We start from the raw sequence: 13470 nt of genomic DNA on the forward strand, positions 1-13470 counted from the left end.
CTGTTGACAACGAGATCACGGGCAAGGTTAGGTAAGCCTTACCTAAGTAAGACCCTCTCGAAACCGCGTTCTTGAGAAAGGTCCTCTCCCGATGAGAGTCGTTCCCTCCGCCCGCACCGCCGCCCGCGCCGGTCTCGCCGTCGCGGCCTCCGCCGCCCTGACCCTGGGCCTCGCCACCTCGGCCTCCGCCGCCACCTCGACTCGCACGATCGTCGACGGCAGCACCACCTACAACCTGTCCCTGACCGCGCCGAACACGGCCGCCGCGTCGGGCCAGGTCATCACCGTCTCCGGCTCCGGCTACAACACGAGCCAGGGCATCTACGTCGGCCTCTGTGTCGTCGACGGCGCGCAGGGCGCCAACAAGCCGACCCCCTGCCTCGGCGGCCAGGACGAGTCCGGCTCCACCGGTGCCTCGCACTGGATCAACAACACCTTCGGCGGCCTCTTCGCCAACAGTTCCAAGTTCGGCACCGGCGGCACCTTCAGTGTGAGCATCTACGTCCAGGCGACCCTGGAGGATGGCAGCGTCTGCGGCGAGGACGTCACCTGCGCGGTGGTCACCCGCGCCGACCACTTCGACACCAACGACCGCAAGTACGACGTCCACGCCCCCCTCACCTTCCAGTAACCACCCAGCAGGCCGGGCCCCTTCGCCACGGGGCCCGGCCCTCGGCGTCCCCCGGGTGCGGGGCGCACCCGACGAATGAGGTACCCATGAGAGACGACACGACGGGCCGGCGGCCCTGGCGTGGGGCCGGACCGCGGCTCGGACGCCCCGCGGCGCTCCTCGGAGCGCTCGCGCTGACGGCCGCCACGGTCACCGCCGTCACGGTGACCACCGCCGCCGAGGCCGCCGACACCCCGAAGACCGGTCTGGGGGCGCACGGTCAGAGACTGACCGTCTCCGCCTCCGCGAACCTCGATCCCGCCGGCGAGAGGCTGAGGGTCACCGGCTCCGGCTACGACACGGCCAAGGCCGTCTACGTCGCCCTGTGCAAGGACAACGGCGACGGCAAGATCCCCTCCCCGTGCATCGGCGGCGCCGACGAGACCGGTACCGGCGGTTCCTCCCACTGGATCGTCCCCGAGGGCGACCCGTACGAGGGCAGTCTCGCCATCGCCTGGGGCGAGGGCGGCACGTTCGACGTCGAGCTCGACATCGAGGCCGAGGACAACGGCGTCGACTGCACCGAGGTCGTCTGTTCCGTCGTCACCCGCGTCGACCACCGCAACTCGGGCGACCGCTCCCAGGATGTCCGGGTGCCCGTCCGGTTCGAGGGCCAGGACACCGGAGGCGGTGACGGCGGCGAGGGCGAGGACGTGCCCGCCGGCACCGTCGACTACGTCGAGTCCGCGGCTTTCCCGGCGGCCGGCAAGGTCAACGACCTCCTGCTGCACCCGGAGTCGGGGAAGCTCTACGCGGGTTCGGACAACTTCGCCGCCTCCGGAGAGGTCGACGAGCGGGGACTGCACGCCCTCGACCCGGCGGACGGCAAGAGCCTCGGCCACACCCCCCAGTTCCCGGGCACGACCGGCACGCTCGGCCCGCGCGCCGTCGTACGGATCGCCGCCCCGCTCGCCGGCGACGGCGCCGTGTTCCAGTTCGCGCTGCGTGGCATCGGCACCGCCAAGGCCGGTGACGCGGCGGCCGCGGGCAAGTGGATCGCGGGCGCCAACATCACCGGGATCGGCCCCGGCACCAAGGACTCCACCGTCCTGGTCGCCCAGGGTGCCCAGCTCTCCGAGGTGGACATCGCCACCGCCGTCCCCCTGGCGAACCGCACCCTCATCCTGGAGGGCGGTTCCCTGCTCGGCGTCGACGAGGCGCGCGACGCGGCCTGGTCCGTGGGCTCAGCCGGCGGCACCCTGCGACGTGTCGACACCCGCTCCTTCACCGTCACCGCCTCGGCCGAACTGGCCGCCACGAGCGTCGAGTTCGTCGAGGCCGACCCGGCCACCGGCAATGTCTGGGTGGGCAGTGGAGACTCCGTTCTCGTCCACGACAAGGACGGCAGGTTCCTGAAGGCGATCGAGGGGCCGGACGAGGCCACCGACATCGCCTTCGACACCGCCACCGGCCGGGCCTTCGTCGTCTGGCAGGACGACGGCACCCTCGGCGACGGCAGCGACGGCGTCAGCAACCTGGGCGTCTACGACACCGCCACCTACGCCGAGGCCGCGACCCGGACGAAGCTGGACGGCAACGACTCCCAGAACGGCGCCGCCTCCGTCGCCGTGGCCCCCGGCGGCACCACCGTCTACGTCAGCAGCCCCACCGAGGGCGAGATCACCAAGCTCGACCGCCGGATGTCGCCCAAGGTCACGCAGTCGCCGACCGACCGGACCGTGGCACCGGGCGACGAGGTCTCGTTCGTCGCGGCGGCCGAGGGCACCCCCGAACCCACCGTGCAGTGGGAGGTCAGCACCGACGGCGCCCAGACCTGGTCCGCGGTCGAGGGCGCGACGAGGAACACGTACACCTTCAAGGCGAAGGCGGCGCACGACGGTTACCAGTACCGTGCTGTGTTCAAGAACACCGTGGGCACGACCCGCACCTCCGCCTTCACCCTCACCGTCGCGGAGTCCGACGACACCACCGGCGGCGGCGACAACGGCGGGAACGGCGGGGACGAGAAGCCCTCCGGCACGAAGACGGTCACCGGTTCCGACGGCCAGAAGCTCACTGTCACCCCGGTGAACGGCCTCGCCACCGAGAACCAGACCCTGAAGGTCACCGGCTCCGGCTACGACGAGAAGAAGGGCATCTACGTCGCTCTCTGCGTCGACAACGGCGAAGGCGAACTGCCCTCCCCGTGCATCGGCGGCGTCGACATGACGGGCGCGTCGCACTCCTCCGCGTGGATCTCCTCCGACCCGCCCGACTACGGCGAGGAGTTGGCCACCCCGTACGAGGACGGCGGCGCGTTCGAGGTCGAGCTGACGATCGACGCCAAGGACGAGTACACCGACTGCTTCGAGGCCCGGTGCGTCCTCGCCACCCGGGCCGACCACACCCTGTCCGGCGACCGCTCGCAGGACGTCAAGGTCCCGGTCGCCTTCGTCGGCCAGGACCCGGTGGACACCGACGACGGCGGCGGGGACACCGACGGTGGCACCTCCAACGGCGGTGGCTCCAGCGGGGGTTCGTCGTCCGGCGGCACCGGCACGACCGGCGCCTCAGGCAGCACGGGCGGCACCACGACCAGCGGAGGCGGCGGGAGCCTCGCCTCCACCGGGCTGACCGTCCTCGGCGCGGCCGCCTCGGCCGCCGCGCTCACCGTGACGGGCTGGATCCTGCACCGACGGGCCCGCCGGACGGGCCACGGCACGACCGCCTGAGCCACCCGGGCCGACACCGGAGCCCGGGTCGCCGACCTCTCGGCGGCCCGGGCTCTGCCCGTTCCCGCTCTGCCCGTTCCCGCTCTGCCCGTTCCCGCTCTGCCGGTTCCCGCTCAGCCCGCGTCCGACGTCCTCACGCCGTGTCTGAGCCCGAGCCCACGACCCAGTCGTACGCCTCCCGCGCCGTGAACTCCCCCTGCCCGCCCCGCACCAGCAGCCCCGCCGTCCCGAACGCCGGGTCGTCGGCCTGGTCGGCGAGATACGGCACCGCGACGCACCGCATCCCGGCCGCGTGCGCGGCCGCGGCCCCCGGCGCCGCGTCCTCCAGGACGACACAGTCGCCCGGCGCGGCGCCCAGTCGGCGGGCCGCCTCCAGGAACACGTCGGGCGCCGGCTTGCCGTGCTCGACTTCCTCCGCCGACACGACGGTCCGCAGACGGCGGTCGAGCCCCGTCGCGCCGAGGATCACCTCGATCGCCTCGCGCGAGGAGCCCGAGGCCACGGCCATGGGTATGCCGTCCGCCGCGAGCAGTTCCACGAACGTCCGCATCTCCGGGTAGACCCGGGTACCAGTGCGGGCCAGCTCCAGATAGTGGTGGTTCTTGGCGGCGACGATCGCCTCGACCGGCGCGGCGAGGTCGTATCGCTGCTTCCAGTCCGCGACCGTCTCCTGGATGCTGATGCCGACGTACCGCTCGTGGTCCGCCCAGGTGAAGCCGGTGACCCCGTGCTCGGCGAGGATCCGCACGCTCGCCTCGTAGTAGTTCGGTTCGCTGTCCACGAGTGTTCCGTCGAGATCGAAGATGACCGAGGTGCTTCGGGTGGTGTGACGGGTAGTGCTCATGAACGCCAGGATGTCATCGCTCAGTTACGGGCCAGTCGGCCCGCCGCCGAGCCGATCGACTCCACCAACGGCGCCAGCCGGTACGGCACCCGCTCCCGCAGTGCCACCTCCGTACGGGTGCGCACCACACCCGGCAGGCTGATCAGCGCCTGAATGACGTCCTCCAGATGCGCGTTGTCCCGCGCCACGACCCTGGTCAGGAGATCGCCGCCACCCGTGATCGAGAACGCCTCGACGATCTCCGGGACGGCCGCCAGCGCGTCGCCCACGTCGTCCAGATGTCCCTGGGTGACCTCGATGTGCACGAAGGCCAGCACCGGGTGACCGAGCGCGGCGGGGGAGAGCGACGGACCCGTGCCGGTGATCACGCCGTCCCGCTCCAACCGGTCGAGACGGGCCTGGAGCGTGCCCCGGGCGATGCCGAGGACGCGGGCGTACTCCCGCACACTGGTGCGCGGCTGCTCCAGCAGCAGCCGCAGGATGCGGGTGTCGAGCTCGTCCACAGCCATGGCCCGTCAGCCTCCCGGGGTGATTCTGTGATCATGAAAACTGTACCGATGGCCCAGTGAACGGTACCCCGACGGGGCCACCTCATCCGCGAAACGGTCGCCCGAGTCCGCTGATCCGTTGGCCCAACGGGCGCGGACGCCTCCCTTGTCTGACTGTGCCAATGGCTCAGCCCTGAAGGAGGCTGTTGAGCCAGAAGAGCACGGGATGGTACCTCTGCCGTATCCACGTAACTCAGGGCGCCGTGCGGTGCCGGAGCGGCGACGAGGCCGGATCCGGAGCGCGGCGCCTTCGCCGTGCCCGCTGCCCGCCGGAGACCCCGGCCCGCCGCGGACGGGGCGGGCACCACGGCAAGGGGGCGGCACACCGTCATGAAGAGGATGTTCACGGCTCCCGATCCGGGGCTCCTGCGGCTGCGGAACGCACTCCGCGCCGTCATCGGTGTGGGCGCCGCCGTGACCGCGTCCGAACTGTGCGGCCTCTCGCTCCCCGCGTCGATCACCGGAGGCCTGGCGGCCCTCCTCGCCCTGTTCACCGTCACCGACGCGAACGTGCCCGCGCAGCGGATCACCACCGCCCTCCTGCCGGCGGCCGGCTTCCCCGTCCTGGCCCTGGCCGCCGTTCTGCACGACGTCACCGCCGCCCGTGACGCCGCGTTCGTGGCCACCGTCTTCTGCGGTGTCTACGCCCGCCGCTGGGGGCCGCGCGGCCAGGCGCTCGGGATCTTCGCGTTCATGAGCTACTTCGTCACGCAGTTCCTCCACACGGTCCCCGCGGACCTGCCCGGACTGTACGCCGCCATGACTCTCGCGCTGCTGGTCGCGGGCGTGGTGCGGTTCCTCCTGTGGCCCGTCGAGCGCGGCCTCCCGCCCGTCGCGGTCCCCGCCGGTCCGCCCGGGGAGGGGCTGGCGCGGCCCAGCACCCGGCAGGCGTTCCAGGCCGCGGTCGCCTGCTGCCTCGCCCTGCTCGTCGGCCAGGCCTTCTCCGAGGACCGCTGGTACTGGGCCGTCGGCACCGCCTGGTGGATCTTCGTCAACACCACGTCCCGCGGCGAGACCCTGGTCCGGGGCTTCCGCCGCTTCCTCGGAACCGTGATCGGCGTCGCCGTCGGCCTGCTCGTCGCCGTCCCGCTGGCCGGCGCGCCCGCGCCGTCGGCCGCGCTCGTCGCGGTCTGCGTCTTCGGGATCTTCTACACGGCGGCGGTCTCGTACTCCTGGATGATGCTGGCGGTCACCGTGATGGTCAGCCTCCTCTACGGCCTGCTCGGTGTGCTGGACCCCGGTCTGCTGGCGCTCCGACTCGTCGAGACGGGGGTGGGCGCGGTGTGCGCCGTGCTGGCCGTGGTCCTCGTCCTGCCGGTCACGACGCACGCGACCAACGACGCCTGGATCCAGCGGGCCCTGCACTGTGTGCACGCCGCCGCGACCGCCACCGCCGCGAGGCTGGAGGGCGTCCCCGGGGCCGACCCGGCTCCCCACGCCGCCGAGCTTGAACTGCTGTTCGGCCGGGCGCGGATGGCGCTCGCGCCGCTGGTCCACCCCCTGAACCCCTTCCGCGCGCGCAAGGCCCGCGCCCACGCGGCCCTCCGTCTCCTCGACGACTGCGTGAGCGAGGTGCGCGCCCTGGTCTCCGCCACCGCGGACCCGGCCGGTTCCCGCGAGGCAGCCCTGATCGCCGCCTGCTGGCGGGTGAAGGCCGCGGTGGAGGCGCTGACCACCCCCGGTGGACGCGCGGCCGTCGACGGACCGGAGCCGGTCTCCTCCAGGGAGGCCGGGGCCGCCCTCGGGCATCTGCACAACCTGGAGAGGGCGCTGTCGGAGCTGGCCATGCCGCTCGGGGCGGCTCCGGGCTCCCGTCCGGCCGCTCCCTAGTCCGCCCCCGCCCCGTTCCCGCTCGCCCGCTCGCCCGCTCGCCCGCTCGCCCGCTCGCCCGCTCGCCCGCTCGCCCGCTCGCCCGCTCGCCCGCTCGCCCGCTCGCCCGCTCGCCCGCTCGCCCGCTCGCCGCCCGCCCGCTCGCGCCCGCCCGTCGCACGCCCCCACCGTGCGTCCCGGGCGTCGCGCACGGCGGAGCCGAAGGTGATCCCGGGGCGCGCACGGCCGCTCCCGCGCCACACCGGCAGGGGCTCTGGTCTAGACCTGCTGCTAGGGTTCGCCCGCACACGGGCGAACGGGAGGGGCGGGCAGTGGCAGTGGAAGTGGACACGGCGGACAGGGGCACGCCGGACAGGGGCACGGTGGACGGGCCGCGACCACGACGTGCGTACATCGGGTCGTTCACCTCGGCGGGGGGACCCGGTGTCCTCGTCGCCGACGTCGACGAGAAGAGCGGCGCGCTCACCGTCCTGTCGGGCGCGGACGACGTCCCCGATCCGAGCTACCTGGCCCTCTCACCGGACCGGCGCACGCTGTACGCGGTCAGCGAGCGGCCCGAGGGAGCGGTGGCCGCCTATCGGGTGACGGGCGACAAGCCCGAGTTGACCGGGCCACCGGTGGCGGTCGGCGACGGACCCACCCACCTCGCCACGTTCGCCGGTCACGTCCTGACCGCCGACTACGGCGCCGGCAGCGTCACCGCCGTCCCGCTGCGCCCCGACGGCACCCTCGCGGCCCCGGCGTCCGGGACCCTCCGGCACAGCGGGTCCGGGACCGACCCCCGCGACCGACGGGAACCGCACGCCCACCAGGTGGTGCCCGATCCGTCCGGCCGACGGTTCCTCGACGTCGACCTCGGAACCGACACGGTGCGGGTGTGCGCGGTGGAGGACGGCGTCCCCGTCGCGCACCACGAGACGGCGCTGCGGCCGGGCTCGGGGCCGCGCCACCTCGCCTTCCATCCCGGCGGGCCGGACGGAGCGTACGTCTATGTGCTGAACGAACTGACCCCCACGATCACCGTCTGCCGCTGGAACGCCCCTGACGGCCCGCTGGAGCCGTTGCGGGAGACCTCGGTGCTCGCGGATCACCCGGAGGGCGACGCGTACCCCTCGGGCCTCGTCGTGTCCCCGGACGGCCGCTTCGTCTGGACGGCCACCCGTGGCACGGACGTGCTCTCCGTGCTCGCCGTCGAGGGCGACGGGCTGCGCCTGGTCACGACCGTGCCCTGCGGCGGCCACTGGCCCCGCGCCCTCACCTACGCGGCGGGCACGCTGTACGTGGCCAACGAACGCTCCGGCGACGTCACCTGGTTCACGGTCGACGCGCACACCGGCCTGCCGGTACGGGGCGGCTCGATCGAGGTGCCCGCGGCCTCCTGCGTCGTCCTGGACGACTGAGGCCGCCCACCGGTGACGAGGCGCGGCGCGACGCCGCACGCGTACGGCCGAGGGCCCGCGCCGGGGAGAGGAGCGGGCCCGCGGCCGGGCCGGGGGCCCGCACCGGCGGGCGGGGGGGCCCCTCGGCCGTACGGGTCGCGGGTCCGGGTCGGTGCCGGAATCAGCGGACCGGCATGCCCTGGGGCTGCTGCGGCGCGATACCGAGCGCCGTCGTGTACTTGCCGAGCGCCAGCTTGCCGATCGCCGGGTAGGGACCGAGCGCCTCGGCGGCGGAACAGCCCGCCTCCGCCGCGGCCGCCTCGATCAGACCGGCGTCGATCTCCGGCCCTATCAGGTACGGCGCGAGCGCCAGCTGCTGGGAGCCCGAGGAGCGCAGTTGCTCGGCCACGGAGGTGATCGAGCCCTCCTGGTCGAGGGCGGCGGCCATCACCGGCACCGCGAGCCGCGCGGCCAGCAGCATGCCCGTGATCCCGGCGGCCTGCACGGCCTCCTCGCCGCCCACGGTGGCGAGGACGATGCCGTCCGCGGCGGTGGCGACGGTGAACAGCCGGGCCCGGTCGGCACGTGCCAGTCCCGCCTCGGACAGGCGCACGTGCAGCGCCTCGGCGAGCAGCGGGTGCGGGCCGAGGACGTCGGTCAGCTCGGCCGCGATACGGCTCTCCATGACGGCCTGGCGCACCTGGCGGAGCGTGGCGCTGTCCGGACCGGCCAGCAGGGGCACGACGACGGCGACGGGGCCGTCCGGCTCCTTGACGTCCAGACCGGCGGCGCGCGCCCGCTCGTAACGGGCGGTGCGCTCCTCGGCGGCGTGGGTGAGCACCGACTGCAGCGTGGGGAACTCGTCGGCCCCACCGTCGACGTACCCGATACGGGCGTCGAGGCCGGGCAGCTCGGAGCGCGCGATGCTCACGACCTCCTCGGCGAGGCTGCGCGTGGCGGCGCTGGGCGTGCCCGGCACCGCGAGGACGAGCGCGGGCGCGCCCTCGGGAGCCGCCAGCGGCTCGGGGCGGCGGTGCCGCCCGGGCTGGCGGGGTCGCGGCATTCGTACAGGCAGGCCGGACGCGGGCCCAGTGGGGGAACTCATGGCGCCGCATGTTACTGGCTTCTTGGGCTCCCCTGTTCGGGGAGGGTGCAGGTGAGCGGTATCCGTCCTGATTTGTCTGATGAGTTACGTGCCGATCAGGACCGATCGATACCGCATTACTCTGCTGAGTGGTGCACTTGGGTGACCACGATGACGCTTGTCCGACAGGCTGGTTTGATCCCGGTTTCAGATACTACTTTTCGGCCACCACGTACAACATCCGCTCGTCGTACGGCAGGGCGAGCCCGCCGACCGCCAACGCGGCGGCGATACGCACCGCGCCGACGAGCGGATCCCCCTCCGCCGGCACCGGCGGCGCGTGCGGCAGCCGCTTCGCCAACTCCGCCTCCAGGGGGGCGAGGAGAGGGGCGCCCAGCTTGAACAGGCCGCCGGTCAGGGCCACTCGCGGCCCGCCCGAGGCCGGGCAGACGGCGGCCGCCGCGTCGGCCATGTGCCGCGCCGCCTCCCGCAGGATGCCTGCCGCCACCGGGTCGTCCCCGGCACAGGCGGCCACCTCGGGCGCGAACGACGCGAGGACCGCCGGGCGGTCGGCCCTCGGGTAGATCCGTCCGGGGATCCCGGCGGGTGGGCCGAACACCCCCTCCGCGCGCGCCAGCAGCCGGGCCGAACCACCGCCGCGCCCGTCGTACGCCCGCATCGCCGCCTCCAGCCCGGCCCGCCCGATCCACGCACCGCCGCCGCAGTCCCCGAGGAGATGGCCCCAGCCGTCGGCCCGACGCCAGGCGGTCAGATCCGTGCCGATCGCGATCAGTCCCGTACCGGCGGCGATCACCGCACCCGGCCGCGCCCCGAGGGCACCGGTGTACGCGGCGACCGCGTCGGCCACCAGCGCGACCCGGCGCACCCCCCACTCACGCGCCAGCGCGGACGGCAGCTCGGCGCGCAGCTGCTCGCCGAGCGACGCGAACCCGGCGGCTCCGACGGCCACCGCCGCCGGACGCGCGCCCCCGGCGTCGGCGAACAACCGCCGCGCCATCGGCGACAGCAGCTCCAGCAGATGGCCGGCGTCGACACCGCGCGCACCGGTGCGCACCGCCTCCTCGGACACCACCGGCTCTCCGAGCATCTCGGTGCCCCTGGCCAGTACCGCCCGGAGCCCCGACCCACCGGAGTCCACGGCGAGCACGACGGGTGCCTGGGCCTCCGAGGGCCGGGAGGTCGCGGGGCCGTCGGTCATGGCAGACGCCGGTCCACGGGAGCCCCGCCCAGGCGGACCAGCGCGAGGTCGCCGAGGAGCGGGCGGGGATCACGGGCGTCACGAAGGGCGGGCCGAGGGTGCTGACCGTGGCGGAGCGGCGTGAGCACGCGAGGGAACAAGCCCCACTCCTTCCTGTCCTTCCCGGTGACCGGTGACCGGTGACCGGTGGAGCGTGGTGCTCGACCGGTTCGAGGATCTCGACGAGGAGGAAGGGTAGCGCTCGCGGGACGGCCGGTGGGCGGGCCTTCCCTGCGGTATGCGGGGTGTCTGTGTGTGCCAGTAGAGTGACGCGCCGTGGCACCACGACCTTTGCATGAACTTGTGGAAGCGGGCTGGGCGAAGGCCCTTGAGCCGGTGGCCGAACGTATCGCCGGAATGGGGGACTTCCTGCGGGCCGAGATAGCGGCGGGCCGGACGTATCTGCCGTCCGGGGCGAACGTCCTGCGGGCCTTCCAGCAGCCCTTCGACGATGTCCGCGTCCTGATCGTCGGTCAGGATCCCTACCCCACGCCGGGCATGGCGATCGGGCTGAGCTTCGCGGTCTCGCCTGAGGTGCGTTCGCTGCCGGGCAGTCTGGAGAACATCTACCGCGAGATGCACTCCGACCTCGGGTTGCCCAGGCCGTCCAACGGTGATCTGACGCCGTGGACCCACCAGGGCGTCCTGCTGCTCAACAGGGCCCTCACCACGGCCCCGCGCAAGCCGGCGGCGCATCGCGGCAAGGGGTGGGAGGAGGTCACGGAGCAGGCGATCAGGGCGCTGGCCGGTCGGGGGAAGCCGCTGGTGTCGATCCTCTGGGGCCGTGACGCGCGCAATCTGCGGCCGTTGCTGGGGGAGCTGCCGGCCATCGAGTCCGCGCACCCGTCCCCGATGTCGGCCGACCGGGGTTTCTTCGGTTCACGGCCGTTCAGCCGGGCCAACGACCTGCTGCTGCGGCAGGGCGCCCAGCCGGTGGACTGGCGGTTGCCGTAGGGCACGGTGGGCGAGGCCGGGTCGTCCGTGGCGGTCAGGGTCATCATCGTGCAGGGGGTGCTGGCGCCGCCGTGAGGAGCGGGTCTTCGTCAGGCGGGAAGGGACTGGATACGGGCGGGGACGTGTTTGTGCCAGGGGGTTCCCGCGATGGGGTCGCGCCAGGTCAGGTCGGTGAGGTGGGTGAGGGCGTTCAGGGCGACTCCAGTGCCTTCGGTGCCGCTGTCCTCGGTGGGCAGGTCGGGGCCGAAGCCGTTGGACAGGGCGGGCCGCGTGTCCTGGCTGCGGGCGCTCGTCGATCTCCACGACCGCCTGAGAGGTGCCGCGTGTCGTCGTGATCTGGGCGCACCCGTGGCCCGCGGACCATGGCTGCTGGGGAGCTGCGATCCGCGGGCGCGTTGGTGTGCGCCGATGGGGCGTTCGGGTGTGTGGGGGCCCGGGGGTCAGTGCCCGGAAAGAAGCCGTTCCCTCAGGGCCCTGCCGTAGCTCGCGTAGTCCGCCTCCATCGCCCCCTTCGATGCGGACAGCACTCCGGCCCCTGTCGACCGAGTACTTCCCCAGACCCTCCCCGAGGACGCGGACCCGCGCCCCACCCCACCCTGTTGGTGGCCGTAGCCGACGCGCACTCCCGCTACTACTCCGAGGACGTTCGGGCGATGGCGCCCTACACCATCGGCCTCCTGATCGCTCCGGCGGCGGACCACGTCGATCTGTACCACCGCAAGGAACTGATTCCGTTCGACAAGCTCGACGAGTTCTTCACCAAGAACCTCGTCTGAGCCCCCATCCCCACGGAACAAGAAGCATGAAGCACACGGAACAAGAAGCACATGGAACGAGAAGCAAGGAGACGCAGACATGCGTGGAGTCATCATGCACGCCGCCGGGGATGTCCGAGTGGAGGACCGTGACGACCCGAAGATCATCGAGCCGACCGACGCGATCGTGAAGCTGACGGCGACCTGCATCTGCGGCTCCGACCTGTGGCCGTATCGAGGCATCGAGCCCGCCGACCACACGCTCATGGGGCATGAGTACGTGGGCGTGGTCGAGGAGGTCGGCTCCGCGGTGAAGACCGTCAAGCCAGGGGACTTCGTCGTCGGATCCTTCGTCATCTCCGACAACACCTGCGAGATCTGCCGGGCCGGCTTCCAGTCCAAGTGCGTGCACGCCGAATTCGTTCACGCGGGGATCGGCACCCAGGCCGAGAAGGCCCGTATCCCGCTGGCCGACGGCACCCTGGTCGCCACCCCCGGACAGCCCGACCCGGAGCTGATCCCCCACCTCCTCGCCGCCTCCGACGTGCTGGGCACCGGGTGGTACGCCGCTGTCGCCGCCGAGGCCGGCCCCGGCAAGACCGTCGCGGTGGTCGGCGACGGCGCCGTCGGCCTGATGGCCGTCCTCGCGGCGAAACAGCTGGGCGCCGAGCGGATCATCGCCATGTCCCGCCACCCCGAGCGGCAGAAACTGGCCCGCTACTACGGCGCCACCGACATCGTCGAGGAGCGCGGCGAAGAGGGCGTCGCGAAGATCAAGGAACTCACCGGCGGACTCGGCGCGCACTCGGTCGTCGAGGCGGTCGGCACCCAGGAATCGTTCATGCAGGCCGTCGGCGCCACCCGCGGCGGCGGGCACCTGGGCTACGTGGGCGTGAACTACGACGTGCAGATTCCCGGCATCGAGCTGTTCTTCGCCGGCATCCACACCCTCGGCGGACCCGCCCCCGTACGCCGATTCCTGCCCCACCTGATCCAGCTCATCTGGGACCGCGAGATCGACCCGGGCAAGGTCTTCGACCTCACTCTGCCGCTGGAGCAGGCCCCGGAGGGCTACAAGGCGATGGACGAACGACGCGCCACCAAGGTCCTCCTCACCCTCTGACCGCCTCCGCCCGTGCTCCCCGCTCCGTCCCTCAGGGGGCGGGGAGCCGTCGGTGTCGAGCCGCCGCAGCGGCCAGAAGTCAGGCAGCCCTCGGGAAACGGCCCCTGGTGGCAGGGAAGGTCGTGAGGTTCGCGGGCCGACTGGTTCACGCCGATCTCCGCGGGCGGTGGGTCGGCGAGATCTGGCAGCGTTCGGCGGCTCTGCACAGGGCCCAGCCGTCCCCGAGACGCCGGGACGGCGAAAAACTTGGTAGGCGGGGCCGACGGAACCGGGTAACGTCATGGTCATGTTCTTCCAGACGCCGATTTACGAGTGAGAGCGTGACGGGCCCCTGCTGACGTCCTCCGACGTCG

General features: G+C 72.8%; 11 protein-coding genes. 7 read left to right on the forward strand and 4 right to left on the reverse strand.

The features are described 5' to 3' along the window. Positions 1 to 91 precede the first annotated feature (91 nt). Together RM704_RS11615 and RM704_RS11620 are read left to right on the forward strand one after the other, a co-directional pair. Complete coding sequence (locus RM704_RS11615) at positions 92 to 631, forward strand: hypothetical protein (protein ID WP_033532680.1); 540 nt, start codon at positions 92 to 94, stop codon at positions 629 to 631. An 86-nt stretch (positions 632 to 717) separates the two neighbouring features. Beyond that, positions 718 to 3342: a DUF8696 domain-containing protein gene (locus RM704_RS11620; RefSeq protein WP_033532679.1), complete on the forward strand. Its 2625-nt coding sequence runs from the start codon at positions 718 to 720 to the stop codon at positions 3340 to 3342. A gap of 133 nt (positions 3343 to 3475) precedes the next feature. Here RM704_RS11620 and RM704_RS11625 read toward each other — a convergent pair whose 3' ends face one another. Further along, on the reverse strand, positions 3476 to 4186 hold the full coding sequence (locus RM704_RS11625) for an HAD family hydrolase (protein ID WP_033532678.1): 711 nt from the start codon (positions 4184 to 4186) through the stop codon (positions 3476 to 3478). Positions 4187 to 4206: 20 nt separating this feature from the next. Continuing rightward, entirely contained in the window at positions 4207 to 4695 is a 489-nt protein-coding gene (locus tag RM704_RS11630) for an Lrp/AsnC family transcriptional regulator (protein ID WP_033532677.1), read from the reverse strand. A gap of 378 nt (positions 4696 to 5073) precedes the next feature. Here RM704_RS11630 and RM704_RS11635 point away from each other — a divergent pair, with 378 nt between their 5' ends. Further along, a complete protein-coding gene (locus tag RM704_RS11635) occupies positions 5074 to 6564 on the forward strand; it encodes an FUSC family protein (protein WP_078937583.1) in 1491 nt (496 codons plus the stop codon). A gap of 323 nt (positions 6565 to 6887) precedes the next feature. Next, positions 6888 to 7964: a lactonase family protein gene (locus tag RM704_RS11640; RefSeq protein WP_438828910.1), complete on the forward strand. Its 1077-nt coding sequence runs from the start codon at positions 6888 to 6890 to the stop codon at positions 7962 to 7964. A 160-nt stretch (positions 7965 to 8124) separates the two neighbouring features. Here RM704_RS11640 and RM704_RS11645 read toward each other — a convergent pair whose 3' ends face one another. Next, positions 8125 to 9048, reverse strand: a complete 924-nt coding sequence (locus RM704_RS11645; protein WP_107072296.1) for a sirohydrochlorin chelatase — start codon at positions 9046 to 9048, stop codon at positions 8125 to 8127. 193 nt (positions 9049 to 9241) lie between these two features. Next, the gene (locus RM704_RS11650; protein ID WP_052146039.1) at positions 9242 to 10246 is read right to left on the reverse strand and encodes an N-acetylglucosamine kinase; all 1005 of its coding nucleotides are present in this window, start codon (positions 10244 to 10246) and stop codon (positions 9242 to 9244) included. A 315-nt stretch (positions 10247 to 10561) separates the two neighbouring features. Here RM704_RS11650 and RM704_RS11655 point away from each other — a divergent pair, with 315 nt between their 5' ends. From RM704_RS11655 to RM704_RS11665, 3 genes are all read left to right on the forward strand, one after another. Then, on the forward strand, positions 10562 to 11239 hold the full coding sequence (locus tag RM704_RS11655; RefSeq protein ID WP_033527524.1) for a uracil-DNA glycosylase: 678 nt from the start codon (positions 10562 to 10564) through the stop codon (positions 11237 to 11239). A 602-nt stretch (positions 11240 to 11841) separates the two neighbouring features. After that, on the forward strand, positions 11842 to 12015 hold the full coding sequence (locus RM704_RS11660) for an alpha/beta hydrolase family protein (RefSeq protein ID WP_311590517.1): 174 nt from the start codon (positions 11842 to 11844) through the stop codon (positions 12013 to 12015). 79 nt (positions 12016 to 12094) lie between these two features. After that, a complete protein-coding gene (locus RM704_RS11665; protein WP_202808133.1) occupies positions 12095 to 13117 on the forward strand; it encodes a zinc-dependent alcohol dehydrogenase family protein in 1023 nt (340 codons plus the stop codon). Positions 13118 to 13470 lie beyond the last annotated feature (353 nt).

Origin of the sequence: Streptomyces gottesmaniae (assembly GCF_031845845.1) — a bacterium.
GTDB classification, from domain to species: domain Bacteria; phylum Actinomycetota; class Actinomycetes; order Streptomycetales; family Streptomycetaceae; genus Streptomyces; species Streptomyces akebiae.

Excerpts from the sequence above, each read along its gene's own strand:
- RM704_RS11615 (WP_033532680.1), top strand. The coding sequence starts at position 92 with ATGAGAGTCGTTCCCTCCGCCCGCACCGCCGCCCGCGCCGGTCTCGCC.
- RM704_RS11620 (WP_033532679.1), top strand. The coding sequence starts at position 718 with ATGAGAGACGACACGACGGGCCGGCGGCCCTGGCGTGGGGCCGGACCG.
- RM704_RS11625 (WP_033532678.1), bottom strand. The coding sequence starts at position 4,186 with ATGAGCACTACCCGTCACACCACCCGAAGCACCTCGGTCATCTTCGAT.
- RM704_RS11630 (WP_033532677.1), bottom strand. The coding sequence starts at position 4,695 with ATGGCTGTGGACGAGCTCGACACCCGCATCCTGCGGCTGCTGCTGGAG.
- RM704_RS11635 (WP_078937583.1), top strand. The coding sequence starts at position 5,074 with ATGTTCACGGCTCCCGATCCGGGGCTCCTGCGGCTGCGGAACGCACTC.
- RM704_RS11645 (WP_107072296.1), bottom strand. The coding sequence starts at position 9,048 with ATGAGTTCCCCCACTGGGCCCGCGTCCGGCCTGCCTGTACGAATGCCG.
- RM704_RS11650 (WP_052146039.1), bottom strand. The coding sequence starts at position 10,246 with ATGACCGACGGCCCCGCGACCTCCCGGCCCTCGGAGGCCCAGGCACCC.
- RM704_RS11665 (WP_202808133.1), top strand. The coding sequence starts at position 12,095 with ATGCGTGGAGTCATCATGCACGCCGCCGGGGATGTCCGAGTGGAGGAC.